This is a genomic window from Paenibacillus sp. MAEPY2 (genome assembly GCF_000499205.1).
In the GTDB taxonomy this organism is placed as follows: domain Bacteria; phylum Bacillota; class Bacilli; order Paenibacillales; family Paenibacillaceae; genus Paenibacillus; species Paenibacillus vandeheii.
Genome location: NZ_AWUK01000007.1, coordinates 212,209 through 237,625, shown reverse-complemented (window position 1 = coordinate 237,625; position 25,417 = coordinate 212,209). Strand labels below are relative to the sequence as shown.

Genomic DNA, 25,417 nt, shown 5'->3' with positions numbered 1-25,417 from the left:
TTATAAGAAATCCGTTTAACCGGAAATATTCTTACAATTTGTTTACGTTAGCTGCTTGAGGACCACGGTTTCCATCAGTGATTTCGAATTCTACCGCTTGACCTTCTTCCAATGTTTTAAAGCCGTCGCCTTGGATTGCGGAGAAATGTACGAATACGTCCTCGCCGCCTTCAACTGAAATAAAGCCATAGCCTTTTTCTGCGTTAAACCATTTAACTGTACCTTTCAAATGAACAACCTCCTAAAAATATCGCCATCTATGGCGAATACCCTTATTATACTGTAGGACCTTCTACATTGCAATTTATCTTTTCCATAAAAGTCGAAAAAATTTGCTTTGAATCCAAGGGTACGGTATCATTTTACCAAAACCGTTAGTTTGGAGACTACCTATGATAAAAAAACATGAAATATACAAAACAGACAAGTGGAATATGATGACCGTAGAAGTTCAAGGCAAATATCTGGTGCTTCGTGAAATATCGGAAGAGTGGGGCGAAGAATGCCATACATTCCTCAGCCGACCTGCGTTGATGCACTGGGCTGAACGCCGCTTCCCGAAAGAAGATTTTGAGAACCGCGAGGACGAATGGCGTCAACTGATGGCTGCCTTCAAAGGGGTCTAGCCTATGCAGCTTGACTCAAGCAATGTTGTCATCTTTATTATTCTTGCTTTTTCCCTGGGAATTGTGCTGATTCTGGGACGCAACTCCATCCCGGATCGTCTAAGACGGGGCATGGCTCTGATTGCTACCCTGCTGATTTGTTTCGCATTTTTCCTGATCGTTTACTTCCTGGTCAACATGGGAGCCTAGCTTCTTCAAATATTTCAATGCCCCTCAGGTCATACTATACGGGATTATTCGTATAGTGAGGAGGAAGGCCGTTGAAATACCGCAAATCGCTGTTTATTCTGCTGGTACTTAGTCTGATTCCTTCGTCTCTCTCCGCACAAGCGAGTGGGACGAAGGCAGCTTCGTCTATATATTCATCACTTCATCAAAGGAGGATTCCCATGAGTCAACTATTGAAACGTTCCGAGGTACCTACTGAACAAACTTGGAAACTGGAAGATCTATTTGCCGATCAGAAAGCTTGGGATCAGGAATATGAAGAAGTATCGTCTTTGACCAAGAAAGCCTCCGAATTTCAGGGCAAACTGAACAAACCTGAGGCACTCAAAAACTGTTTTGAACTCGAAGATGAGATCAGTCTCAAAACCGAACGTCTCTTTGTATATGCCCGGATGCATCAAGATGAAGACACAGCGAACCCTACATATCAAAACCTCTCCCAAAAAGCACAGAAGTTAAGCGTGCAGGTTGGTGAGGCACTATCTTATGTTACACCCGAAATCTTGTCCCTTCCGGATGATCAATTGGATGCCCTCATCTCCAACGAGAAACTCTCTGCCTATAAGTTCACATTGGAAGAGATGAAACGTGAAAAGGCTCATGTACTGAGCCAGGCTGAAGAAGCATTGCTTGCACAGGTGGGCAACCTGTCCCAGGCACCACAGACCATCTTTAGCATGTTAAACAATGCCGATCTTAAGTTCCCGAAAATCAAGGATGAGCATGGAAAAGAAGTGGAACTCACCCACGGCAGCTATATTCAGTTCTTGGAAAATCCGAATCGGGAAGTTCGCGAGCGTGCCTTCAAAGCGGTGTATGAAACCTATGCCAAGCAAAAGAACACGATTGCTGCAGCACTGAACGCCAACGTAACCAAAAACATGTTTTATGCCGATGTTCGGAAATATCCTTCCGTCATGGATATGTCCCTCTACGGCGACAACATTCCGAAGGATGTCTATACCAATCTTGTGGATACGATTCACGAAAGCCTTCCGTTGTTACACCGTTACATGGACCTGCGCAAAAAATTGCTCGGCGTAGATAAGCTGCATATGTATGACCTTTTCGCTCCACTGGTGGATGAATACAAAATGGATATTACCTACGAGGAAGCGAAACAAACGGTTAAAGATGGCTTGAAGCCGCTTGGTAAGGATTATGCAGACGCATTGCAGGCCGGCTATGATGACCGTTGGATTGATGTATACGAAAATGAGAATAAACGTTCAGGCGCCTACAGTTGGGGAGCCTACGGCACTCACCCTTACGTGTTGTTGAATCACAAAGATAATCTGAATAGCATGTTTACACTGGCACATGAAATGGGTCACGCTCTGCATTCCCACTATTCGGACACTACGCTTCCGTATCGGGATGCACAGTACACCATTTTCCTGGCTGAGGTTGCATCCACAACGAATGAAGCCCTGCTGATGGATTATTTACTTAATAAATCGACGGATCCAAAGGAAAAGCTGTATTTGCTGACGTATTATGCAGATCAGTTCCGTACCACTGTATTCCGTCAAACCATGTTTGCAGAATTCGAAAAAATTATTCACGAGCGCGCTGAACAGGGTGAGGCTCTCACACCTCAGCTGCTTTCCGAAATTTATTATGACCTTAATGTCAAATACCATGGAGACAGCATGGTTGTGGACAAAGACATTGAAATGGAATGGGCGCGTATTCCCCACTTCTATAACAGCTTCTACGTGTACAAATATGCGACCGGCTTCTCAGCAGCGACCAGTTTCTCCAAGCAAATTCTGGAAGAAGGTCAACCTGCTGTGGACCGTTATCTTGGATTCCTCAAGAGCGGTGGCAGTGACTATTCCATCAACATCCTGAAAAAAGCAGGAGTGGATATGTCTACGCCAGAACCGATTCGTGAAGCTATGAGCGTGTTTAAGGAACTGATTGAGCAAATGGAACAACTAACCAAATAAGGTTGCTTTCTCGTCCATGTGACCTGTATCCCTTGCCCATTGGGGCAAGGGATTTTATAATCAAGCAAGATGCAAGACTCATGAATTAGGGTAATTGCGTACATAGTCCTGAATTGTTCAACAAGGAGGCACCACCATGAAAATGCAATGGGCGCTCATCGCAGGTCTCGTTTTTGCACTGCTTACCGGAATTTTTGCGGTCATTAATGTGGATTCCGTACAAGTCAACCTGCTATTTAACACGGTTCAAATCCCGCTGATTCTGCTCATTCTTGGCTGTACCCTAATCGGTGGAATCATTGTAGGGTCTTATGGCATCTTCCGCCAATATCGACTGCAACGCGAGAACAAGCAATTGAAGTTACGTGTATCCGAATTGGAGAGCTCCGCAGCAAGCAGCTCTTCCTCCTCTCTGGACTCGTTTAAAACGATGGATACCTTCGGAACGAACGATTCGGACAACGCTTCTGCGGAGTCCGATTCCATTCAGAGCCAACGAAAAGGAAATCCTTCGGGTAAGCTGTAACACATCACATCAGAGGCAGCCTGCTGGCCACAAGAATGGGATTGTACATTCTGCCAGACAGGCTGTATTCTGTTTGAAGAACAACTTTCTGCATATTCATTAACGAGGAGGAAATTCCCATATGAGTTTTACCATTGACGAATCCTATGTTCTGTCTTTTCTGAAAAAATTACTGGATACTCCCAGCCCGAGCGGCTATACCCACGATATTATCGAGATGATCCGCAAGGAAGCCGAATCACTCAATGTTGCTTTTGAATTGAACAACAAGGGCGGAGCTGTGCTCACTTTACCTGGGCAAGATTCTTCCAGAACGATTGGACTGAGTGCACATGTGGATACATTGGGAGCGATGGTGCGTTCCATCACTTCATACGGTACACTAAAGCTCACCTCGGTCGGCGGATTTACCATGAACAGTATTGAGAACGAGTATTGCACCATTCACACACGCGAAGGGAAGATCTACACGGGTACCATCCTCTCGCTGCACCCTTCTGTACACGTCTATCCAGATGCACGTACGTTTGAGCGAAGCGAGAGCCATATGGAAGTGCGTATTGATGAAGTGGTCTCCTCCAAGGAAGATGTTTTGGCACTGGGTATCTCTGTCGGAGACTTTATTTCCTTCGATGCTCGTGCGGTCATCACGCCAAGCGGATATATCAAATCACGTCACCTTGATGATAAAGCCAGCGTAGCTGCCTTGTTCGGTATCCTGGAATCAGCACATCGCGAAAACTGGAAACCACTACATAACGTTTCGCTGCTCATCTCGAACTATGAAGAAGTTGGACACGGCGCATCTTATATTCCTGCAGAAATCAGCGAATTGATTGCTGTAGATATGGGCGCAATGGGCGACGACCTTAGCTGTAAGGAGACGGATGTATCCATCTGTGCCAAAGATTCGTCCGGCCCATATGATTATGACATGACGACCCGTTTGATCGAATTAGCCAAGCAGGCGAACCTTGACTATGTAGTCGATATTTATCCTCACTACGGCTCCGATGGCAGCGCGGCATTACGTGGAGGAAATAACATCCGCGCTGCGTTGATTGGTCCGGGAGTTCATGCTTCCCATTCCATGGAGCGTACGCACAAAGACGCCGTCCTGAATACAGCGAGACTGCTCGCCGCATATATTACGACCAAGTAAATTGAATTATGGACGGGTGGTAAACAGGACATCGTTTAAATGAATGCTCAGAGTCGTGATGTCGATCTAGTCGGGCACGACAACTTGATTCATCTATGATCCACCTTTATCATGTAAAAGGACACGTATGCGATGCCGTTTAGGCGTGCTGAACGTGTCCTTCTTCTTTGGCATGTCTAATCCGCTTGTTCAACATGCTCGCGATATCTTCGTTCTAGAACCTCCAGCTTCTCCCTGTGCTCCCGAATCTCACTCTTCAGCAGAAGCAACGTGCTCCGCACCGCACGTAGTCCATCCTTCACCTGGGTTTCAGCTTTGCGGATTTTGTCCTGTACCATCCAGTCCACAAAGAGATTGTCGAAGAAATAGTCTGCAAATGAAAGCAGGCCTCCAAGATGTAATTCCGTGTTTACGGCCATCCTCACATCCTCCAGCTCCTTCTGAAAACGGCGAAGACGTCTTCCGGCATCCATAATGGCATCCTGGGCATCATCCATTCGACTGCGCTTGATATGGGTGGAGATTACACCACCACCCATCATGTCATATACTCCCCAATTTCCCGCAGAGGACAACGCCTTTTCAGCACGTTCAAGTGCAAGGAGCAGATACTGCCCCTCTCTGTCCGCCTCATTCAGCTCCTGAAGCTCACCTGAGAGGTGTTCCCGATCCTCAGCCATTTGCTGCAATTCTGCATCTTTCTCCAGCAGGTCGTTTTCCTTCTGGCCCCATAACACCTTGTAATCACTCTGCCAAAATTGATATTGTCGCTGTCTGTCCAGCTCCTGCTGCACCTGCGAGCGTTGCTCCTGGATATCCGTTAACATTTGGCAAGCCGTATCATACGCTGCCTTACTTTCCATTAACTCTAATTCTTCTTTCTCCAGTCGATCCTCTTTTTTGCCAATTAAATGATAAAAAAATGCAGATAACGTCATGCTGTTCAACCGATCCACATCGTTTTGTTCCTTTTGCAGGTGTTCCAGACGCTGCTGTACTTTCGTCTTCCACTCTGCTTCCTCCTGATTCAGCTTCTCCAGCCGATCATTCCATTTCTCATACATTCTTCCCTTTTCCTTGAGGACTGCCAATTGTTCATTCAGATCTCTGGACATGGATGTGGTGTTCTCCCCCTTCTATGGAATTCTTTATTTAATTAACGGTTTGAATATGGCTAACGTTTCATATAAATTCATTTACAGCCAAAAAAATCGCCCTCCCTTCAAAGGCGACTGCAAGTCACTTTTTAAAGAGAGGACGATTCATTAAAATATAGCTTTGGAATATGCTTAAGATTTGCTGTTTTCAATCTGTTCTGCAAGCTCATTCAGGACCGTCCATCGTTCCATCAGTTCATCCAGATGACGCTCCGCCTCAGCCTGCTCTGCCATCAACTCCTGCAGCCGGGCTGAATCGCTGAATGATTCTTCCATCTCTTTATTAATACGGGCGAGATTAGCTTCAGCTTTCTCAATATTCTCATCGATCTGGTCATATTCACGCTGTTCTTTGAAGCTGAACTTCAGCCTAGGTTTAACCGCCGAGGCAGCAGATTTACTTTCCTCCGTTGCCGGTTTCACTTTAGCTGCTGTTCCCGTCGTACTTTCCTGAGAAGATGCAGGACCATTTTTCAGCATCCATTCCGCATATTCACTGTAGTCCCCAACATGCACGCGTACAACACCGCCACCTTCAAAAGACAGCACTTTATCCACTGTCCGATCCAGGAAGTACCGGTCATGGGATACGACAAATACAACCCCCGGGAAATCATCCAGGTAATCTTCGAGTACAGCGAGTGTCTGAATATCCAAGTCATTCGTCGGCTCATCCAGCAGCAGGACATTCGGTGCAGCCATCAGCACACGCAGCAGGTACAGTCGACGCTTTTCTCCACCCGACAAACGGGAGATAGGTGTCCACTGTGATGCAGGGGTGAACAGGAAACGTTCCAGCATCTGAGCTGCTGTAATGATAGACCCGTCAGCCGTTTTTACATTCTCGGCCACTTCCTTGATGTACTCAATCACCCGAAGAGATTCATTCATCTCCTGATGCTCCTGTGTGAAGTAGCCCAAATTAACTGTCGGGCCTACAACAACCTCCCCGGCATCAGGTTCCAGCTTGCCGGAGATCATTTGCAGCAAGGTTGATTTACCGCTACCATTCGGGCCCACGATGCCTACCCGGTCACCAGGCACCGCAATATAACTCAGATCGTCAATCAATTTGCGGCCATCTGCCGATTTGGACAGATGCTCGATCTCCAGTATTTTTTTACCCAAACGAGTGGAGCCCACGGATACCTCCAATGAGCCCGCACGATTAAGTCCCTGTTGGTCTTTGAGTTGTTCGAAGCGGTCAATTCTCGCTTTTTGTTTCGTTGTTCTGGCCTTCGCACCACGACGAATCCAGGCAAGCTCCGTCCGCAACAGATTTTGCCGCTTCTGTTCCGAGGCCGATTCACGCTCTTCACGCTCTGCCTTCAGCTCCAGGAAGCGGGTATAGTTGGCCTCATACCGGAATAAACGTCCATGATCCAGTTCAAGCATTACATTCGCTACACGATCCAGGAAATAACGATCATGCGTGATCATAAGTAGTGCCCCGCGCCGTTTTTGCAAATACTGCTCCAGCCAAACTACAGAATCATTATCAATATGGTTGGTAGGCTCATCCAGAATGAGCAATTCACAGGGATGAATCAGCGCAGAGGCAAGCGCTACCCGTTTGCGTTGTCCACCAGACAATGTGCCCATCAGCGCATCGAATTGACGAATTCCCAGTTTGGACAGAATGCTCTTCGCTTCACTTTCCATCTGCCAGACCTGAAGCTGCTCCATCTGCTGGTTCAAGCGCAACAAACGCTCTTGCAGTGCCGGATCAGAAGGGTTAAGCTCCAGCAGCTCCATCGTTTCCGTATACTCACGTACCGTTTTCATCTCCGGACTGTCGCCCTCAAATACTTGTTGCAGTACCGTATTATCCGGGTTAAACTGTGGATTCTGTGCAAGGAACTGTATACGCACGTCGTTCCCTATTGAGATCTGCCCTTCATCTGCTGGCTCCATGCCTGCAATGACACGCAAAAATGTGGACTTCCCGGTTCCATTGACACCAACGACACCAATCTTGTCCTGGTCGCCCATACCAAATGAGGCGTCTTTAAACAAAATTTTCTCGCCATAACTTTTTGCAACTTGCTCTACCGTCATTATGTTCATTGCACGTTACCTACTTCTCTGTAAATTAATATTCAATATCTAATAGCCATCCCGTACACTCTCTTTATACTTGTAAAAAGGAACGACATCCGTCCAGAAACAGAGCTGCTGCAAAGGCAATTCGTTTGTTCAGATGTTCCTCGTTAAACTCCGGATTGAGCATGATGTCCATCTTTAGCCGATCGAGAATCCCGATATAAGCTTCAGCGAGCAGAGCAGGCTCAGGTACGCCAGCATTCTCTAATACCTCACGGACCATGCTCATATATTCATTCATAAAAGCCTTCATGAATTTCATCAGATCCGGATCATTATTGGGTGCCATAAAAAACAGCTTGGTATGATTGCGACGCTCATAATAATACGTAAGATGAGTCTTGGCGATCGCACCAAGCTTATCCCCAGTGCCCTGATGTGAGTTCAACGCCTGATCAAGGCGACTGATAAAACCGTTGCAGTCCCGCTTGGATACGGCGATAAATAATTGTTCCTTGTTTTTGAAATATAAATAAATGGTGCCTTTCGCGATGCCCGCTTCGTCCGCAATATCGGACATTTTCGTCTCATAGAATCCTTTTGAACCGAAAATACCGTAAGCTGCATCCAGAATTGCCTCCGATTTGTCTCCCTGCACAGTGCTCAAATGCACTCCCTCCCTACAACGCCAAAATGATACCTAAACCGATCGCCAAACCTCCACCAATCACCGAGCTGAGCACGTTCACCAGATCATTACTCATCCAGGACCAGCCACGCGCTCGAACCGTTTTGTGTCCACAATGTTCATTTACCTCGACCTCCCGGCCGCACACGGTACAACGATACATATACTGAACCGTTGCGCCCAGATAGGAATCAGCAAAAGCTCCTGCCAATCCACCTACAAGGCCGACAAACGTCCAGCTGAGCAAACTCAAGCCTTCAATCCCGGCAATCCAGGAAAAGAAGAACGCCCCCGCACCGATCAAAGCTCCGCCTATGGCAGCAGCGAGTGTGCCAAGTAATGAAACACCTCCAGAGGTACCTGGGGTCAGCACCTTCCACGTCACGACAGAGCGTGGCGGCTTACGGCTAAGACTTCCCCACTCGGTTGCCCATGTATCTGAAGTAACGGTAGCCATGACACCAATAAAAGCATACATCCAGGCCGGGTGTGGAAGGATCCAGTTCCCCAGAACCAGAAACATGCCGATTCCACCATTAGCCATGACTTGCCCCGCGTCACGATTGCCTGTCTTGGCATACGATTTCTCAAGCTCCTGTTTGCGATCCTTGCGAAATTTGGAGAACAGCGTTGAGGTAATGAAAAACAACAGCAGTGTTCCAAACCAGAACAGGTTGCCCGCTCCATAATATATCGTACCCATCATCACAGCCGCCAGGCAGCCGGACAGGGTTAGCGACTTCTTCGCGTAGGCAGCACCCGCCACAACAAAAGCGCATACGGCGCCAATAATCCAGTCCATAAGTTCTCCTGCATGTGGCAACATCTATGGCCCACATGACGTTTTATATTTTTGAAATTCAATTATACCACGGTTTGATGCCAATGCCGAAACTGCCTATGCCAGCATACAAAAAACCTGATTCGGCAACTTTGAAAGCTACCAAACCAGGTGTACTGATACTGCGATAAACGGATATGCGTGATCCTAGTTCCAGTCGCACCCCCGTGAAACCCAACCTGTCAAATGTGAATTTAAATCACTATTCGCTAACCTCTTATCTATCACATTTGGATTAACTTATCTGGTTTTAAGTTTCACTTCAGCTTTCCCGGTTACACTATCATCAGAACGTTACATCAAGACCAGTTATGATTCAACTCGTACTTAACTATTGAAATGAGGATGACACACATGAACATGAAGCGTGTAATGATTGTAGGAACAATGGTTGTCACCATGTCCTTCGCCGGAACAGCCTGGGGCAGATCAGCTATATCCCCTATCCCCTTGGCGAAATGGTCCATTGTTAATATAGATACCAAAGACGAGAGCAGAGATGAATTGCTAAGCGCTCTGAATCTAAAGTCAGAAGATGATTTGGTTCAGGATCTGTACGCAGGTAAATCGCTGAGAATGATTGCGGATGAAAATGATGGTGACTTCGATGAGGTTATCATATTGCAAATAAGGCAGCTTAAGGAGCAATTAGATCAACGACTCGCAAGTGGAAGTATCAGCTCGGAGCAACACGCTGTGCAAAGCGGTGAACTGGAAGAGTTGGTAACGGAGAGTGCCAATACCGCCTACAACTTGGCGTAAATGAAAAGCCCCTTAGGCTAAGGCAGAGAATGAGGGCATGACAAAAAAGGAGCGTCGAGACGCCCCTCACCTATGTCATATTCACTCTAAGTAGGCAGAATCTATGATGTACGGTGCTTACTGAATTACTGCTGAAATCGTGCATTTGCCCAAGGACTCGCCGTCCCAGGCCAGTTCAAGCACATCTCCTGCTGCCGTCGGTCCAACACCTTCTGGTGTGCCTGTAAAGATGACATCTCCAGGCCCCAAGCCGTAATGATGGCCTACATAATCCACAATATCCTGAAGGCCGAAGATCATGTTACGAATATTGCCCCGTTGGACTTCGGCACCGTTCTTGGTAAGTGTAAAGTCTTTCTCAAGAAGTGCCTGAGCGCCGGGAAATGCCTGGAATGCAGTAATAGGAGCGGAGTTCTTGAACCCTTTGGCCGCTGTCCACGGATGCCCCTTTTTCTTGATAACCGTCTGTACGTCACGTAACGTAAAATCAATGCCAAACGCATACGCGTCAATCAATTCATCCACAGCCATACCCGGCTCAAAATCCCGGCCAATCTGAACGACAAGTTCAGCCTCATAATGTACTTCACCCTTTGTAGCAGGCAATTGAAGCGTATCACCATTCAAAGGCACGACCGCATGGGAAGGCTTCATAAAGATCATCGGTTCATCCGGAACCGCGTTGCCCAATTCTTCTGCATGAAGTTTATAATTTCGTCCTACACAGTATACATTGCGAATGTTTGTCAACATGGATTTACGACCACCTTTATCGGATTCATTAGCGTAGTTGGAACATGTTCATCTTTTTATTACGGTCTGAAGAATCGACTGCTCGTTTCCTGAAAAGCCTGTTCCCATACATCCGGCCGATTCGTACATAACATTAGATCCGAGTCAATTGCCGCGAGCCGCTTCATGATAGTTTTGTCATCCACCGTCCAGGCCATCACCTGAATACCCTCATTTCGCATTTCCCGCATCAGCGATTTGTCTACATTTGTGTACCCGATCGAAAGAAAACTACAATTCATTTGTCGCAGCACTGCTGCCAGATCACCTGGCCGTGCATCAATAATCAACCCTGTTTTGAATTCCGGGGCCAGTTTCTTAACTTCAACCAGAGCCGTAGGTTCAAACGAAGTGATGACCACGTCATGCTGCATATGTCTCTTCCTTACCTCATGAATAACCGCTGCCGGCAGACCAGGATACATGTTTCCTTGCGTTTTGAGTTCGATATTCAAGCGAACTTTGCCACAGCAACGATCCAGCACTTCAGTAAGAGCGGGAACCCGTTCCCCTTTATAGGCTTTTCCTTTCCATGATCCCGCATCCAGCTGTTGTATATCTGACCAGTCCGTCTCTCGAACGAGTCCTTTACCGTTAGTCGTCCGATTCAACGTAAAGTCATGAATAACGACCGGAACACCATCACGCGACAACTGTACATCCAGCTCCATCCACTGAACTTCAGGTTGTTCCATGGCAAGCAGAAATGCAGCAATCGTATTTTCCGGTGCAGTGAACGAAAATCCGCGGTGTGCTACACAAAGGTTGTTCATTCCATCCCTCCTCCAAAAATAGACTTCAACTTGGTGATGCAACTCCATTCGCATCAAAACGAATACCTGGCGAAAGCTGCGTCATCTGCTCCAGCAGCAGTTTGTTAGCTTCATCCAACATCGGAATTGCCTGACCCAGCCCAGCCTCATAAGGAATAACCTTCATGCTGCATTTAGCTTCCTTACTACAGTTCGCCTGAAAAACCGCTGTTTTCCACGTTTCCTCTGTCGTTGATTTCGAGAAAATAAAGTTGCCTGTACTATATGCAATCCACTTGCCTTTGTAATACTCCACCCCTTGCAAGACATGGGGATGCCCGCCTATAACCAGATCAGCTCCGGCATCTACAAATTCATGTGCCAGTCGAGTCTGATCATTATTCGGTGTGCTGACCCGTTCCTCTCCCCAATGTGCAACAATGATGACCAGGTCAGCCTTTTTACGGGCCTCCTGAATCGCCTTGACTGCACCTGTAGAATCGTAGGTTTCGGCAACACCTGCTCGATTACCTTCCGCTTTCCAACTCGCTTTCGGTACTACCCGGCTAAAACCCAGAAATGCAATTTTCATGCCCTTGCGTTCCAGATAAGCAGGTGTATATGCCTCATCCTGGTTCATTCCCGCACCAGCATGTGCAATACCATATTCCTTCAGATACGCCAGCGTATCGACCAGACCCTCAACGCCCTGATCAAGGATATGATTATTGGCCAGATTCACCGCATCAAAACCAGCTGAAGCCATGGCTGCGAGTGCTTTTGGCGAAGATTTGTATACATAGGTTTTATCCAATGCATCAGTCCCACCAAGAGTTACTGGCGTTTCAAGGTTGCCGATCGTCAGATCATCGTTCTTGAAAAGGTTACCAAGCTTCGCAAAAGGATAATCATACCCGTTCTTATCCAGCAGTTCAGCAACTTTGCCCGAAAATTGGATATCCCCAACAAAGTTGATGGTTACATCGTTCGCCGAATTAGATGGCTGAGTCGCCCCATTTCCTGTACCTTCGCTCCCCTTTGAGCCGGAAGAAGCGGGAGTATCCGTCGGTTTTGTCGTTCCTGTATCTGTCTTTCCATTTGCCTCGGAGCCTGTAGCATCCGTTTTTTTCTCACCCGATTTATCGTCGGAATTTTCAGCTACCTGTTCATCAGAACCATCCGATCCTTCAGTTGAAGTATTACCTGCCTGCGAATCCGTATCAGGTGAACTTACCTGATCACCGCCCTTAGCGCCCTCTTCATTCACAGGCTCCTGATTCACAACTGTTTCTTTCCCTTCCGGGTCCGCCTGCTGTTCCTTCATGCCTACTGCGTAATAGAGGCAGACGAGTCCAATGGCCACGATCAATACCAGATTAATGATCCAGACCAACCGTTTGCGGGCACGTTTTACTTTTTTCTTCTGTACACTTCGTTTTGATCTTGGGGGATACATAGGCAGCTCCTCTTCTTCACAGCAATCCTTATCATATTATATCAGGCATATTCTGGATTTCCATAATTCCTTGGAACTGTAAGCATAGAAAGAGTTTACTTCTCTCTGCTTTTCACGTTTTGGCGTAAAAAAAGGCTGTCTCCGCTGTAGAATATCTCTACATTTGAGACAGCCATGTACGTTATTTATTGTGCAGCAAGTAATTGCGTAGCTTGAACTGACATTTCTTTCGCCTGTCTAATGCAGTCAGGCAACCCTACACCTTCATAACCGGCACCCGCAATGTATATTCCCGGCAATTTGCTGCCAAGCTCCTCTCGGAGTGCTGCAATCTGTTGCAGATGACCTACCGGATATTGCGGCATGGATTTGCGAAGCCGAGTAATTTCCGAGAAGATCGGAACGGCCTCCACGCCCATCGTTTCACGCAAGTCCTTGAGTACCAGATCCGTCAGCGCATCATCCGGGAGTTCCACGTTCTGCTCGTCTCCCGAACGACCAACATAGCAACGAAGCAGTACTTTATCATCCGGGCTGGTATGCAGCCACTTGGTTGATGTCCAAGTACATGCTGTAATATTGCGGCCTTCCTTACGCGGAACGAGGAAGCCAGATCCATCAAATACATGTTCGATATCTTTTTTCTCAAAAGCCAGTACCACATTCGCTACCGATACGTAGTTAATCGCATCCAGAGCCGTTGTATCCACGTGAGGCTGTAGCAGTTCGGATGCAACATACGTAGGCACGGTAATGACTACATCATCCGCTTCAAGACGCTCGCCGTTACCCAGTTGAATGCTATATCTGGCCGCATCTCCAGTCTGAACCTCCAGGGATTGCACTGAAGTGTTCAGACGTTGATCCACGTCCTGCAATTCATGTACAAGCGCGTGAACGAGGCTCTGCAAGCCCTGCCGGAAGTTCAGAAAAGCACTTCTCTTCGTTCCCGTATGAGTCTCTGCCGGTTTGCGGCCAGTCATCATCCCCCGGATCAAACTACCATAATCCCGCTCCACCTCGCCGAATTGCGGAAAGGTTGCCTGAAGACTCAATCGTCGCATATCACCTGCATAAATGCCTGCAAGCAACGGCTCAGTGAGGTTTTCCAGAACTTCCGCTCCAAGGCGGCGCTCAATCATATAACCGAGCGATTCATCCTCCGTTGTGCGACGGGGAGGGATGACAAAATCCATTAATGCCCGCAGCTTGCCTGCCGGAGATACAAGACCGCTTCTCAGAAACGGTCTCAACTCCGTCGGAATACCGAGTACGAGTCCTGCCGGCATGGGATGTAACTTGCCACGCTGCATGATGTACGTTTTTTTGGATTCCGGGTTTTGACTGACCAGCTCATGATCAATCTCCAGCTCTTTAGCCAAGTCAATCATCGCCGTTTTGCGGGCAAGGAAAGAATCCGGCCCCTTCTCAATGACAAAACCATCCCGGTGCAGCGTCTCAATCATGCCACCCATGGAGGAACTTTTCTCAACCAAGGTAATTACAGGTTCAACCCCTGCTTCCCGGTAATGCTTCCGGATATAAAATGCCGCGCTTAGGCCGGTCAGACCTCCGCCGACAACAACAACACGACGTTTATGGTCTTCCATTACACATCCGTTCCTTGCTGCCATTGGTTAATAATGACGTCACTTAATGTTTCCATATAAAGCGGGTCGCTATTGAGAGAATCGATACGCATGAGGCGCATGTCGATCTCTTTGGCAATCGCCTTGGCCTCAATATCAAGATCATAGAGCACTTCCAGATGATCCGATACGAATCCAATTGGTGCTACAAGCACATCTTCTACCTGTTCACGAGCAAGAACCTGAAGCGTGTCTAGAATATCAGGGCCCAGCCATGGCTCCGCCGTCCGCCCGGCACTTTGCCACGTAAACTGCCAATTGGTAATTCCTAAACGCGAAGCAATAACTTCCGAAGTCTCCAGCAGTTGCTGCGGATATGGATCACCGATATCCACAATTCGCGCAGGCAGACTGTGTGCGCTGAACAACACTCGTACATCCCCACGTTTGGCTCCCGCTTCCTCGAAAGCATCCAATTTGGCGCTAACACGTGTGGAGAGAGCTTGAATTAATTTCGGATGCAGGTGGTAACTCTCAATAAAGGACATCTGGATTCCCAGTTCTTCCGCTTTCTCACGAGCGCGCTTGATGTAGCTCCCTACACTCATCGTGGAGAAATGTGGTGCCAGTACGATGCCTATTGCGGTCTGAATTCCTTCCTTCGCCATCTGTTCCACGCCATCCTCAATGAACGGATACGCATGCTTTAACCCTTGATAACAACGGAATTCAACCTCATCGGAACGATCATCCTTGTTTAACGTCTCCTGGAGGGCCTTAACCTGATTATCCGTGTTTTCTCGAAGAGGGAATACGCCCCCAACGATCGCTTCATAACGGTCAGTCAGTTCTTTCAGTTGTTCCGGTTCAGGCGGACGTCCTCTCCGGATATGTGTGTAATACGCTTCAATACTTTCCATATTCTCAGGTGTGCCATAAGACATCACCAGTACACCTACCGTATTAGTCATTAGTAACCGTCACCCCAGTCTTCAATGCTTCAGCAGAATATTCATGAATATACGCCGTGAGTTCTTTTAATTTATCCAAAGATGCTTCAGGAAATAGTCCATGCCCCAGGTTGAAAATATACCCTGGCTCTTTGATGCCTTCGTCAATAATCAATTTGGCATGCTGCTTGATCAGATCCATCGGTGCAGTCAGCACATAAGGGTCCAAATTGCCTTGCACAGCAAATTTCCCACCCAGTCGTTTACGTCCCTCGGAGATCGATACTCTCCAATCCAACCCAATCACATCAGCTTGCAGATCATGCAGGGTTGGCAGCAATTCACCAGAAGCGACACCCGGGAAATATATTTTCGGTACATTCAAATCAGATAATTCGGTAAAGATACGAGTAATCGTCGGTAACACATACGTTCTAAAGTCGTTTGGCGAAAGCGCGCCTACCCAGCTGTCGAACAATTGGAATGCCTTGCCGCCGTTCGCAATGTGTGCACGGACATATGTAATCACCATATCGCCCAGTTTTTGCATCAATTTATGCCATGCTTCCGGTTCACTGTACATCATCGTTTTCGTCCGTATGTACCCTTTGGAAGGTCGGCCTTCTATCAAATAGCTGGCGATGGTAAAAGGTGCACCGGCAAACGTAATCAGGGGTACATCCAGTTCCTTGTCCAGAATTCGAATCGTCTCCAGTATATGAGACAGGTCTCCCTCAACATCAATGGGACGCAAACGTTCCACATCTGCTGCCGTGCGGATTGGATTGTCTATAACAGGTCCAATATTTTTAACAATATCAAAATCTATACCGAGCGAAGCAACCGGATTCATAATATCGGAATACAAAATAGCCGCATCCACACCGAGTTTACGTACCGGCATGAGTGTAACTTCAGCTGCTAGCTCAGGTTGACGGCAAATTTCGAGCAAAGAATACTTTTCCTTTATCTTGCGATATTCGGGATCATAACGCCCAGCCTGACGCATGTACCACACCGGAACACGGTCCACCTGCTGTTTGAAGCTGGCCTGAATCAGACGATCATTATAGCTCATGTAAGAAGCCTCCAATAGTTTTTGGACTCATAAATAACATTATGCCCTTTTTGAAGAGCGGTAACAACCACGTGTCGATCTGTTCCGATGACAATACTATGACATTCCTTACATCCCCTCATCCATATGCCAATTATGTTATAATGAAAGAATCGTGTTTTTTTGAAACGTTGCAGAAACGATCGGAAAGGAAGTGAAAGCACTTTGAAAACGTGGAAAGTAAACCTCATTGTGCTTTGGTTCGGACAATTTCTGGTCAACTCGGGCATGACCATGATCACCCCGTTTTTGTCCCTTTATCTCGCCAAGGATCTTGGCGTGGTTGGTGAGCATGAAATTGGCATATGGGCGGGATTTATATTTGCAGCCAACTTCCTCACCTCATTTTTGTTCCAGCCCTTGTGGGGCAAATTGTCTGACAAATACGGCCGAAAAATTATGCTGCTGCGTTCCGGATTCGGGATGGCGATCGTTATCGCCCTGATGGGTTTTGCACAGAGCCCATGGCAGCTCCTTTTATTAAGACTGCTCAACGGTACGATCTCTGGTTTCAACCCAGCAGCGGTTTCGTTAATCTCGGGTACAACGCCGAAGGATCGAATGGGTTTCGCCATGGGTATCAGCCAGTCCGGTCAGGTGGCTGGTACAATTCTGGGTCCGCTGATCGGTGGTTTACTGGCTGATGCAGTGGGCTTCCGCCCTATCTTCTATATTACAGGCGGACTGATCTTCGTGGCTTCAATGCTTGCCATGTTCCTGGTCCGAGAGAAATTTGACCGCAAGGAAGCGGCCAAACTGCCGGAACAATCCGTATTGTCCGGTTTGAAGGAACTCAACAAGTCACCCCAGTTACCTGCGTTGTTCGCTGTAACGTTCCTGTTGCAATTTGCCATGATCAGCCCGATGTCACTCTTGCCGCTGTATGTACAGAAATTACACGGTTCGGATGTGAACGTCGCCTTCTGGGCTGGAGTTGTCGGCGCAGTCACGGGACTTTCCAACATGGCCATGTCCCCCATTCTTGGGAAGCTCAGTGACAGGGTAGGTTCACACAAGATACTTACGTTCTCTCTTATAGGGACCGGGCTTATGCTTATACCTCAAGCTTTCGTGCAGACGGTATGGCAGCTCATCATCATCCGGTTCATGATGGGTGTGTTCATGGGTGGACTGCTTCCAAGTGTCAACGCGCTCATTCGCTCCTATACGCCAGATAGCATGATTAGCCGGGCGTTCAGCTTTAATACGAGCACACTTGCGCTGGGTAACATGCTTGGAGCTGTAATCGGCGGTTTTATGGCCGGGTTTATTGGCATCGAAGGACTGTTCATCGTTTCCGGTGGACTGTTGTTGCTCAACATGGTGTGGGTGAGACTCAAACTGTACAAAAAACCTCCTCTGATCAGAGAATCCTAAAGCTTCGATCTAAAAGATATTTGTTCTTAAAAAGCCGCTTTCAACGCCCATTGGGCAATGAAAGCGGCTTTTGGCATTTTTTGTTCAATTGGACCAAACCTCAACGTTGATTCATTGACTCTGATGGCTTGCGAATTGAATTGGGTATTCTTTCACACCAAATACAAAGGCACTTTGTATCGGCTGCAAAACGGTTCCCGGCTCCAACTGTATATCTTCCATTTGCCGCAGCATCGTCTCAAGAACAACCCTAGCTTCAAGTCGTGCAAGCGGCGCACCAAGACAAAAGTGAATGCCAAACCCAAAACCCATATGTCTGTTCGGCTTGCGGTCAGGCACAAACTCCTCTGCCTGTTCAAATTTAGCGCTGTCCCGGTTGGCCGATCCCACCCAGGATATCACCTGTTCCCCTGCCTGGATTGGTTGTCCGTTCAATTCTACGTTTTCTTTGGCAATACGCCCAATAGCCACAATCGGCGGATAATAGCGTAATGTTTCCTCTACCGCAGAGGGAATAAGTTCAGGGTGCTCTCGCAGCTGCTGCTGAAGCTCAGGCTTTTCTGACAGAATACGTACGGCATTGGTAATCAGATTGGTCGTCGTTTCATTGCCAGCAGCAAGTAATAATATGCAAAACCCGACCACTTCCTCTGCGGTTAGCTTCTCCCCTTCAATCTCCGCAGCCAGCAGCAAAGAGATCAGATCATCCTTTGGTTGCTGACGTCTTTCTTCCATGATGGCCGTGAAGTAGCTCGCCAGTTCCTGTTGATTCCGTCTCTTTTCTTCCATCAACTCCTGGAAAGCTTCATCACTATCATCCCGCGCACCCTTCACCAGTGCATCAGACCAGTCTTTGAACTTCTGGCGATCTGCGGTAGGGACTCCAATCAATTCAGCGATCACAATGACCGGAAGCGGAGTGGCAAGATCGTCGATAAGCCGCATACGACCTCCTGAAAAATGTGGAGTCAGTAACTCATCCGCAATTTCCTGAATACGCGGAGCCAATGCTTCGATTGCTTTTGGTGTAAAAGCCTGATTAACCAGATCCCGCAGTTGCTTGTGCTTCGGCGGATCGGTAGTGAGCATACTGGCGTTAGCACGATCACGTTCAGAAGAAAACAGTTTGGGGTTTTTCAACACATATTGCACATCATCATAGCCGAAAACATCCCAGCATTCTCGATGGTTGTCATAGCGGACTGGAGTGTTGTCACGAAGCTCAGCGTACACCTGGAAGGGAGATAATTGTTGTTCCACCCCTTCCAGTTCCCGGATCGGAATGTAATTGGCATACTTTCTCGGTGCTCGGTTCATCGTTTCTCCTCCAATCATTAATATATATATTTATTTACATATTGAAATCACCATATATTATAGACTCAACGCTAAGTCCATACAAATATTTGGCAATAATTGAGCCTCTTTTCCTAGAACGCATTACAAAAATCGCCAAGTTTTGCTAACTTATTCGGTCCGATATCCGTTTTGTATAAGATCACTTCTGCTATGCACGCCCCTGCAACACTTTCCCCAAAAACCTGTCTAAATTCTATCAGGACAAAAGACTCATATGTAATGAAATATGACACAAAACTATTTTAAATATGATTTTATATAGCTATTTCTCTTTATACCCCTTCTTATATTTATCCATAAAGCCTTATAAACAAGCTATATACTCTACATATCTATCAATGTAACCGATTACTCTATCTATATCTATTATTGTCATATTATTTAACATGAAATACAATTGTTTTAATTCATATACATATTACCCTCATCAAACATCACACGAAACTAACCTGAAGGAGAGTGCTATTCATGAAAAAAACTTCAAATCTTCGTCCTTGGGCTGTATGGAGCACAGCTGCTTTGACAGCTCTAACCATCTCCCTGTCCCCAATCGGAACCTATGCTGCTCAGGCAGCTACGGTAGAAGTGAGCGGTACAACCAGTGCAGTTCAGACCACATCATCCACTCCGGCTCGCAATACGACCATCCCTGCTCTATCGGATTCGTTCAAACAATCCGCTCTGCCTAATGTTCTGGTCATTGGAACGGGTGGTACGATCGCAGGTCAATCCGAGGATGCGACCAGCTTCCAGAACTATAAGGCGGGTACACTCCCGATCGGGGAAATGGTCGACGCCTTACCGGACAAACAGAAGATTGCAGATGTTAGCACACTCCAATTCGGAAATTCAGGTTCAGGATCTTATACTATGGCTGATCTCTATGACCTGTCACAGACAGTAGACAAGGCTCTAGCTCAATATGACAGCGTTGTAGTTACCACCGGTACAGATACCATGGAGGAGATCGCCTACTTCCTTGACATGACTGTACAAAGTGATAAACCTGTCGTCATTACAGGGTCCATGCGCCCTTGGACGGTTATCGGCTCGGATGCACAAGCCAATCTGTACAACGCCATCAAGCTCGCAGGCAGCGGACGCACCACTTCATTTGGGACCGTGCTGATGTTGAACGATACCATTCAACTGGCACGCGGAGTGACCAAAACGAATGATTATCGAACAGATACGTTCGAAACTCCGATGCTTGGTGCAGTAGGTTATATTGATGAAGAAAATATTCGAATTTACCGTGCTCCTGCACGCGCCTTGAAGCCTGAAGGTACATTGAAGCCGGCATTTGATCTGAGCAAAATCACGAAGGCAGATCTCGCCAAAGTGGAAATTGCGGTTTCCTATCAGGAAGCTGGTGGAGAAGCCATTGAAGGATTTGTTCGTGGTGGAGCCAAAGGAATCGTAACGTCCGGTACTGGAGCAGGCGGGATTTCGAAAGCCATGGGCCAAGCACGTACTAAAGCAGTGGAGGATGGCGTAATCTTCGTAACGACCACGCGGACAGGTTCAGGCAGTGTATATGGCGGAGGTAAAGGCGTTATCGCTGGTGACAACCTCAGTCCTCAACAAGCACGCATTTTGCTCATGCTCGGGTTATCCTTCAGCGATGATTTCGATACAATCAAAAAATGGTTCGAGACTTACGGTACGCCGGAAGTTTAAGAAGATCTCATCCTTTATATTCTGAAAAATAATACAAGAGACGACACATTCCCTGTTAATCAAGGGATGATCGTCTCTTGTTTTTTTAATCCGAACTTGTTTACTTCACCCAGGCCAGAGCCAGACCATCATAATCCGGCAGCATGGTCGTTACAAGGCGCGGATCACTTGCCATCTGCTCATTGAAGCGACGAACAGCAAGCACAGCCGGGCCTTGCTTATCCGGATTCAGCGTACGACCGCGCAGGAAACAGTTATCTCCCACAATGACCGCCCCTGGCCGCGCGAGCTTAATGGCATAATCCAGATAAACGGGATAATTCTCCTTGTCCGCATCAATGAAGAAGAAATCGAAGGTACGTCCTTCGTGCGCCAGTTGCTCCAGACTGTCGGCTGCGGGTCCAATTCGATATTCGACCTTATCACCAAAGCCACCTTCCTCCAGATGGCCCCGAGCCATCGCTGCGTATTCCTCTTTCAGTTCCAGCGAAGTCAGGGTTCCTCCATCACTTAAACCGCGAGCAAGACAGATACCGCTGTATCCGCCCAGCACACCGATTTCGAGTACGGCTTCCGCTTTCGAAGTTTTCGCGAGAAAAGTGAGTAAACGCCCGTAGGCCGCTGCCACCGAAACTTCCGGCATGCCGTTCGATCGGATGGCTTCTTTTACCTTTAACAAGAGATCATCCTCTTGAAATAATTGATTTACATATTCGTCAGGGGTCAGATTCACCGCTAAAATCCTCCTTGGACACTTGGTCTGCTTTCCATATGGATGCCAATGTTCTATAATAAATGTTTGTTGTCAAACACAGGCGGTTGACTGCCGCATCACCTCTAAGAGATGAATGCATAAGCTCACCGCATTTCTCATTGTAAGTTTTTTCACGGAAAGCGGCAAGGCCGCACCGTTACTATACAGCGGAGAGAAGGAGTTCCCTTCTCCGGCTTGAAATGGAGTTGAAATGAATCACATGGCTCAATTGCAATTGATCGCGACCTCGGCGATGGGACTCGAGGCTGTTGTCGCCCGGGAACTGAAACAACTGGGGTATGAGGATGCTACGATCGACAATGGACGGGTTTACTTCACTGGAGATTATATTGATATTTGCCGGTGTAATCTGTGGCTAAGAAGTTCGGATCGCGTTTTGGTCAAAATGGGTGAATTCCCTGCTACAACATTCGATGAATTGTTTGAAGGTACCAAAGCATTACCTTGGGAGGATTGGATTCCAGCCGATGGCGAATTTCCGGTTGAAGGTCGCTCCCACAAATCTCAGCTAAGCAGCGTGCCGGCTTCACAAGGGATCGTGAAGAAAGCAATTGTAGAGAAACTGAAGCTGACTTATGACACGGAGTGGTTCCCAGAGGATGGATCTCGTTATGTGATTGAGGTCATTCTGTTGAACGATCGCGCCCTGCTTACTTTAGATACAACCGGACCCGGGCTGCACAAACGGGGTTATCGTAAACTGGTAACCGAAGCTCCGCTTAAAGAAACACTTGCTGCGGCGCTTATTCAGCTCAGTCGCTGGAATGTATCCCGCCCCTTCTATGATCCATGCTGCGGATCAGGTACCATGCTGATTGAAGCCGCCATGATTGGCTGGAACATTGCACCAGGACTGCGTCGCACCTTTAACTCCGAGAACTGGGCTGTCATTCCTGAAGAGCTTTGGGAGAAAGCGCGCGAAGAAGCATTTGACGCGGTTCGCGACGATATTCCATTGCAAATCTCGGGCAGCGACATCGATCCAGAAGCCATTGAAATTGCACAGGCAGCAATCAAGAGTGCCGGCTTCGCCAAAGATATTGAAGTCAGCGTCCTGCCCGCTCATCGTGCAAGACCACAGGGTGAATATGGTGTCATTATTACCAACCCTCCATATGGTGAACGTTTGAGTGAAGAGAAAGAAGTGCAGAAGCTGCTTCGTTCTTTAGGGCGCAGTTACCTCGAAATGCCGACATGGTCCTTTTTTGCCATCACGTCGACCAAATCGTTCGAGGATGACTTCGGCCACAAGGCAGACAAACGTCGTAAGTTGTTCAATGGACGTATTGAAACCCAATATTATCAGTATTTGGGCCCACTGCCGCCACGAAATAAAACACCACAACAATAATACCATTGTCATGATAGAGTGCTCTTGCCTTCCACGGCAGGGGCGCTTTTTTTGTATGTATTCCAGGAGACATAGAATTGATCTTGGTGATGCTGCTTCCGTATGAAGCATTTCTCCCCTGGGCATAGTTGAAAAGCCATGACACCACGCTATAATGGATGGAGCCCTATTTTTACATTCCGTTAACAAAACAAAACCATTCATCTGGGAGGAGACATATATGTTTGTCACTAAGCCAACACGCAGCCTTACGCCGCGCGGGCTTCTGAATCATCCACTTACGTTATATCTTATTTTTCTTGTACTCATGCTACTCAAATTAATGTGGCTCCATCACAATCTGCATGCCTACAACATCACGATGGGGCTTCTGGACAAAGTAATTGCCATCGGTTCGCTGCTGCTTCTGTCCTTCTGGACCTGGTGGCTGCCTCGCCGGGGCATGATCCTATCGCTCGTTGTAATCCATCTGCTGCTTACTGCACTGATCTATGCCGATATGGTTTATTATCGCTACTTTCAGGATTTTCTGACGATTCCTGTGTTGATGCAAGCCAGACAGGTCGATGCTCTGGGTGATAGTATTGCCACGCTCATCCACGCCAGTGATCTGTGGTTCTTTGTTGATTGGCTTGTGATCATCCCATACGCAGCGATCCTGCTATTCAGTAAACATCACCGCCGTGGTGGACGCCCCAGCGCATATACGAGTGGATTGAACTCTTACTCGTCAAGCTCTGGCAAACCAAGCTTACGTCGTCGACTCACTGCGGGCAGCATTGCTCTAATATTGGGTCTTGGGCTCGCGGTAGGTCCGATTTATTATTATAGTAAAACTTGGGCGAAAGGCTTGTTTGATAACAACTGGTGGAACGTGTCCATGTATAACGTTACTGGACTTCTTGCTTTTCATGGCTATGATCTATATAACTACGCCAAAGACCATCTGGGCTCTGGTCCAAAGGTCGATCCTACAGATCTGGAGCAGGCGAAAGCTTTTTTTGCCAACAGACAACAGGCTGAGCCTCTGAAGGATGCGATGTTCGGCAAGTACAAAGACAGCAATGTCATCATTGTTCAAGGCGAAGCTTTCATGAATTTCATGATTGGTCAGAGCATTGGCGGTCAGGAAATCACGCCTCATTTTAACGAGCTGATGAAGGAAAGCCAGTACTACAGTCATTTTTATCACCAGACAGGTCAGGGCCGTACATCAGATGCTGACTTTGGGGCGAATATTTCGATGCATCCACTGTCGGTCGGGTCCGCTTTTGTCCGTTACGCAGACCACAGCTATGATTCTCTGCCTTCTATATTGAAGGATCACGGTTACAGTACCAATGTATTTCATGCCTATGAGAGCGGATTTTGGAATCGCTATACGATGTATCAGAATATGAAGTATGACAAGTTTTACAGTAAAAATGATTATGAACAGGATGACCCGCTTGGCTGGTCCCTGTCGGATGAGTCCTTTTTCCGCCAATCGGTTGAGAAAATGAGCAATGAGGTTACTGAGCCGTTCTATTCATTCCTGATTACACTGACCAGTCATCATCCATACGCGTTACCCCAAGATAAACAACAGCTGGATGTCGGGGAATTCCAAGGAACGATGTTTGGAAACTATCTGCAATCCGTACATTACGTGGATTCCGCGCTCGGCAGCATGGTGGAAGACCTGAAAAATCGGGGGTTGTGGGACAAAACGATCTTCATGTTCTATGGGGATCACGATAATTCCATTAAGGAACAACCACAATATGAGAAATTTCTCGGACGCTCGCTGAACGATCTGGATATGGAGCAAATTATGAACGAAGTGCCTTTGCTGGTGCATCTTCCCGACGGAGCCGAAGCCGGAACGATTGACGAGCCAGCAGGACAGCTGGATATTACACCTTCCGTTCTACATCTGCTCGGTATATCAGATCAATCCTACTACCATATGGGCAACGATGTGTACGACGGTTCCTCCCGCATGGTGGTATTGCGCAGTGGTGCGTTCACTGATAGCTCCTTCTTCTATATCCCTTCAGATGATTACCTGTATGACAGTGGCTCCTGTTACGATCTGTCTACGGGCGCCAAAACAGATATTAATGCTTGTCGATCTGGTTACGATGAAGCGACAATGCGACTGCATGTGTCAGATACAGTCAACACGTTTGACCTGATCTCACGTTTTCGCAAGGAGCAAACGTCTAAATCCGCATCCTAACAGATACGGAAAG

At 47.3% G+C, this 25,417-nt stretch carries 23 protein-coding genes; 10 read left to right on the top strand and 13 right to left on the bottom strand.

The genetic code is table 11. From position 1 onward, the window contains the following. Positions 1-31: 31 nt before the first annotated feature. Positions 32-229: a cold shock domain-containing protein gene (locus P364_RS0105920; RefSeq protein ID WP_017689394.1), complete on the bottom strand. Its 198-nt coding sequence runs from the start codon at positions 227-229 to the stop codon at positions 32-34. A 163-nt stretch (positions 230-392) separates the two neighbouring features. On the opposite strand from P364_RS0105920, the gene P364_RS0105915 reads away from it, so the two are divergent. The 5 genes from P364_RS0105915 to P364_RS0105895 all read left to right on the top strand — a co-directional run bounded on the left by P364_RS0105915 (position 393) and on the right by P364_RS0105895 (position 4,494). Next, complete coding sequence (locus P364_RS0105915; RefSeq protein WP_024629225.1) at positions 393-626, top strand: hypothetical protein; 234 nt, start codon at positions 393-395, stop codon at positions 624-626. 3 nt (positions 627-629) lie between these two features. Next, positions 630-815, top strand: a complete 186-nt coding sequence (locus tag P364_RS0105910) for a hypothetical protein (protein ID WP_024629224.1) — start codon at positions 630-632, stop codon at positions 813-815. A gap of 200 nt (positions 816-1,015) precedes the next feature. After that, positions 1,016-2,806, top strand: a complete 1,791-nt coding sequence (gene pepF / locus P364_RS0105905) for an oligoendopeptidase F (RefSeq protein ID WP_024629223.1) — start codon at positions 1,016-1,018, stop codon at positions 2,804-2,806. Between the two features lie 136 nt (positions 2,807-2,942). Next, positions 2,943-3,332, top strand: coding sequence for a LapA family protein (locus P364_RS0105900; RefSeq protein ID WP_024629222.1), 390 nt, complete (start codon positions 2,943-2,945; stop codon positions 3,330-3,332). A 121-nt stretch (positions 3,333-3,453) separates the two neighbouring features. Then, positions 3,454-4,494: a M42 family metallopeptidase gene (locus P364_RS0105895; protein WP_024629221.1), complete on the top strand. Its 1,041-nt coding sequence runs from the start codon at positions 3,454-3,456 to the stop codon at positions 4,492-4,494. Between the two features lie 176 nt (positions 4,495-4,670). Here the strand turns inward: P364_RS0105895 and P364_RS0105890 are convergent, their stop codons facing one another. The 4 genes from P364_RS0105890 to P364_RS0105875 all read right to left on the bottom strand — a co-directional run bounded on the left by P364_RS0105890 (position 4,671) and on the right by P364_RS0105875 (position 9,184). Further along, on the bottom strand, positions 4,671-5,609 hold the full coding sequence (locus P364_RS0105890) for a hypothetical protein (RefSeq protein ID WP_024629220.1): 939 nt from the start codon (positions 5,607-5,609) through the stop codon (positions 4,671-4,673). A gap of 174 nt (positions 5,610-5,783) precedes the next feature. Next, positions 5,784-7,718: an ABC-F family ATP-binding cassette domain-containing protein gene (locus tag P364_RS0105885; protein ID WP_024629219.1), complete on the bottom strand. Its 1,935-nt coding sequence runs from the start codon at positions 7,716-7,718 to the stop codon at positions 5,784-5,786. A gap of 64 nt (positions 7,719-7,782) precedes the next feature. Next, positions 7,783-8,361, bottom strand: a complete 579-nt coding sequence (locus tag P364_RS0105880) for a TetR/AcrR family transcriptional regulator (RefSeq protein ID WP_024629218.1) — start codon at positions 8,359-8,361, stop codon at positions 7,783-7,785. 13 nt (positions 8,362-8,374) lie between these two features. Beyond that, entirely contained in the window at positions 8,375-9,184 is an 810-nt protein-coding gene (locus P364_RS0105875) for a DUF92 domain-containing protein (RefSeq protein ID WP_024629217.1), read from the bottom strand. A 393-nt stretch (positions 9,185-9,577) separates the two neighbouring features. Here P364_RS0105875 and P364_RS0105865 point away from each other — a divergent pair, with 393 nt between their 5' ends. Continuing rightward, complete coding sequence (locus tag P364_RS0105865) at positions 9,578-9,985, top strand: hypothetical protein (protein WP_024629216.1); 408 nt, start codon at positions 9,578-9,580, stop codon at positions 9,983-9,985. Positions 9,986-10,102: 117 nt separating this feature from the next. Here P364_RS0105865 and P364_RS0105860 read toward each other — a convergent pair whose 3' ends face one another. The 6 genes from P364_RS0105860 to hemE all read right to left on the bottom strand — a co-directional run bounded on the left by P364_RS0105860 (position 10,103) and on the right by hemE (position 16,602). After that, positions 10,103-10,738, bottom strand: a complete 636-nt coding sequence (locus P364_RS0105860; protein ID WP_024629215.1) for a fumarylacetoacetate hydrolase family protein — start codon at positions 10,736-10,738, stop codon at positions 10,103-10,105. A 59-nt stretch (positions 10,739-10,797) separates the two neighbouring features. After that, entirely contained in the window at positions 10,798-11,550 is a 753-nt protein-coding gene (locus P364_RS0105855; protein WP_024629214.1) for a glycerophosphodiester phosphodiesterase, read from the bottom strand. 25 nt (positions 11,551-11,575) lie between these two features. Then, entirely contained in the window at positions 11,576-12,985 is a 1,410-nt protein-coding gene (locus tag P364_RS0105850; protein WP_024629213.1) for a CapA family protein, read from the bottom strand. A 185-nt stretch (positions 12,986-13,170) separates the two neighbouring features. Further along, complete coding sequence (gene hemY, locus P364_RS0105845; RefSeq protein ID WP_024629212.1) at positions 13,171-14,595, bottom strand: protoporphyrinogen oxidase; 1,425 nt, start codon at positions 14,593-14,595, stop codon at positions 13,171-13,173. Beyond that, positions 14,595-15,545, bottom strand: coding sequence for a ferrochelatase (gene hemH, locus P364_RS0105840; protein ID WP_024629211.1), 951 nt, complete (start codon positions 15,543-15,545; stop codon positions 14,595-14,597). The genes hemY and hemH overlap by 1 nt, the downstream gene beginning before the upstream one ends. Continuing rightward, entirely contained in the window at positions 15,538-16,602 is a 1,065-nt protein-coding gene (hemE, locus tag P364_RS0105835) for a uroporphyrinogen decarboxylase (protein WP_024629210.1), read from the bottom strand. Before hemE ends, hemH begins: the two co-directional genes overlap by 8 nt. Before the next feature lie 204 nt (positions 16,603-16,806). On the opposite strand from hemE, the gene P364_RS0105830 reads away from it, so the two are divergent. Next, on the top strand, positions 16,807-18,018 hold the full coding sequence (locus P364_RS0105830) for an MFS transporter (protein ID WP_024629209.1): 1,212 nt from the start codon (positions 16,807-16,809) through the stop codon (positions 18,016-18,018). Between the two features lie 111 nt (positions 18,019-18,129). Here the strand turns inward: P364_RS0105830 and P364_RS0105825 are convergent, their stop codons facing one another. Beyond that, the gene (locus P364_RS0105825) at positions 18,130-19,335 is read right to left on the bottom strand and encodes a cytochrome P450 (RefSeq protein WP_024629208.1); all 1,206 of its coding nucleotides are present in this window, start codon (positions 19,333-19,335) and stop codon (positions 18,130-18,132) included. Between the two features lie 510 nt (positions 19,336-19,845). On the opposite strand from P364_RS0105825, the gene P364_RS0105820 reads away from it, so the two are divergent. Continuing rightward, positions 19,846-21,057: an asparaginase gene (locus P364_RS0105820; protein ID WP_024629207.1), complete on the top strand. Its 1,212-nt coding sequence runs from the start codon at positions 19,846-19,848 to the stop codon at positions 21,055-21,057. A 100-nt stretch (positions 21,058-21,157) separates the two neighbouring features. Here the strand turns inward: P364_RS0105820 and P364_RS0105815 are convergent, their stop codons facing one another. Further along, entirely contained in the window at positions 21,158-21,790 is a 633-nt protein-coding gene (locus tag P364_RS0105815) for an O-methyltransferase (RefSeq protein ID WP_024629206.1), read from the bottom strand. A 241-nt stretch (positions 21,791-22,031) separates the two neighbouring features. Between P364_RS0105815 and P364_RS0105810 the strand changes: the two genes are divergently transcribed. Next, on the top strand, positions 22,032-23,183 hold the full coding sequence (locus P364_RS0105810; RefSeq protein ID WP_024629205.1) for a THUMP domain-containing class I SAM-dependent RNA methyltransferase: 1,152 nt from the start codon (positions 22,032-22,034) through the stop codon (positions 23,181-23,183). A gap of 220 nt (positions 23,184-23,403) precedes the next feature. After that, positions 23,404-25,404, top strand: a complete 2,001-nt coding sequence (locus P364_RS0105805; RefSeq protein ID WP_024629204.1) for an LTA synthase family protein — start codon at positions 23,404-23,406, stop codon at positions 25,402-25,404. Positions 25,405-25,417: the final 13 nt, after the last annotated feature.

Coding starts and splice junctions, on each gene's coding strand:
- hemH (WP_024629211.1), bottom strand. CDS start 15,545: ATGACTAATACGGTAGGTGTACTGGTGATGTCTTATGGCACACCTGAG.
- P364_RS0105900 (WP_024629222.1), top strand. CDS start 2,943: ATGAAAATGCAATGGGCGCTCATCGCAGGTCTCGTTTTTGCACTGCTT.
- pepF (WP_024629223.1), top strand. CDS start 1,016: ATGAGTCAACTATTGAAACGTTCCGAGGTACCTACTGAACAAACTTGG.
- P364_RS0105875 (WP_024629217.1), bottom strand. CDS start 9,184: ATGGACTGGATTATTGGCGCCGTATGCGCTTTTGTTGTGGCGGGTGCT.
- P364_RS0105885 (WP_024629219.1), bottom strand. CDS start 7,718: ATGAACATAATGACGGTAGAGCAAGTTGCAAAAAGTTATGGCGAGAAA.
- P364_RS0105890 (WP_024629220.1), bottom strand. CDS start 5,609: ATGTCCAGAGATCTGAATGAACAATTGGCAGTCCTCAAGGAAAAGGGA.
- P364_RS0105805 (WP_024629204.1), top strand. CDS start 23,404: ATGTTTGTCACTAAGCCAACACGCAGCCTTACGCCGCGCGGGCTTCTG.
- P364_RS0105865 (WP_024629216.1), top strand. CDS start 9,578: ATGAACATGAAGCGTGTAATGATTGTAGGAACAATGGTTGTCACCATG.
- P364_RS0105850 (WP_024629213.1), bottom strand. CDS start 12,985: ATGTATCCCCCAAGATCAAAACGAAGTGTACAGAAGAAAAAAGTAAAA.
- P364_RS0105895 (WP_024629221.1), top strand. CDS start 3,454: ATGAGTTTTACCATTGACGAATCCTATGTTCTGTCTTTTCTGAAAAAA.
- P364_RS0105910 (WP_024629224.1), top strand. CDS start 630: ATGCAGCTTGACTCAAGCAATGTTGTCATCTTTATTATTCTTGCTTTT.
- P364_RS0105825 (WP_024629208.1), bottom strand. CDS start 19,335: ATGAACCGAGCACCGAGAAAGTATGCCAATTACATTCCGATCCGGGAA.
- hemY (WP_024629212.1), bottom strand. CDS start 14,595: ATGGAAGACCATAAACGTCGTGTTGTTGTTGTCGGCGGAGGTCTGACC.
- P364_RS0105915 (WP_024629225.1), top strand. CDS start 393: ATGATAAAAAAACATGAAATATACAAAACAGACAAGTGGAATATGATG.
- hemE (WP_024629210.1), bottom strand. CDS start 16,602: ATGAGCTATAATGATCGTCTGATTCAGGCCAGCTTCAAACAGCAGGTG.
- P364_RS0105810 (WP_024629205.1), top strand. CDS start 22,032: ATGGCTCAATTGCAATTGATCGCGACCTCGGCGATGGGACTCGAGGCT.
- P364_RS0105860 (WP_024629215.1), bottom strand. CDS start 10,738: ATGTTGACAAACATTCGCAATGTATACTGTGTAGGACGAAATTATAAA.
- P364_RS0105855 (WP_024629214.1), bottom strand. CDS start 11,550: ATGAACAACCTTTGTGTAGCACACCGCGGATTTTCGTTCACTGCACCG.
- P364_RS0105820 (WP_024629207.1), top strand. CDS start 19,846: ATGAAAAAAACTTCAAATCTTCGTCCTTGGGCTGTATGGAGCACAGCT.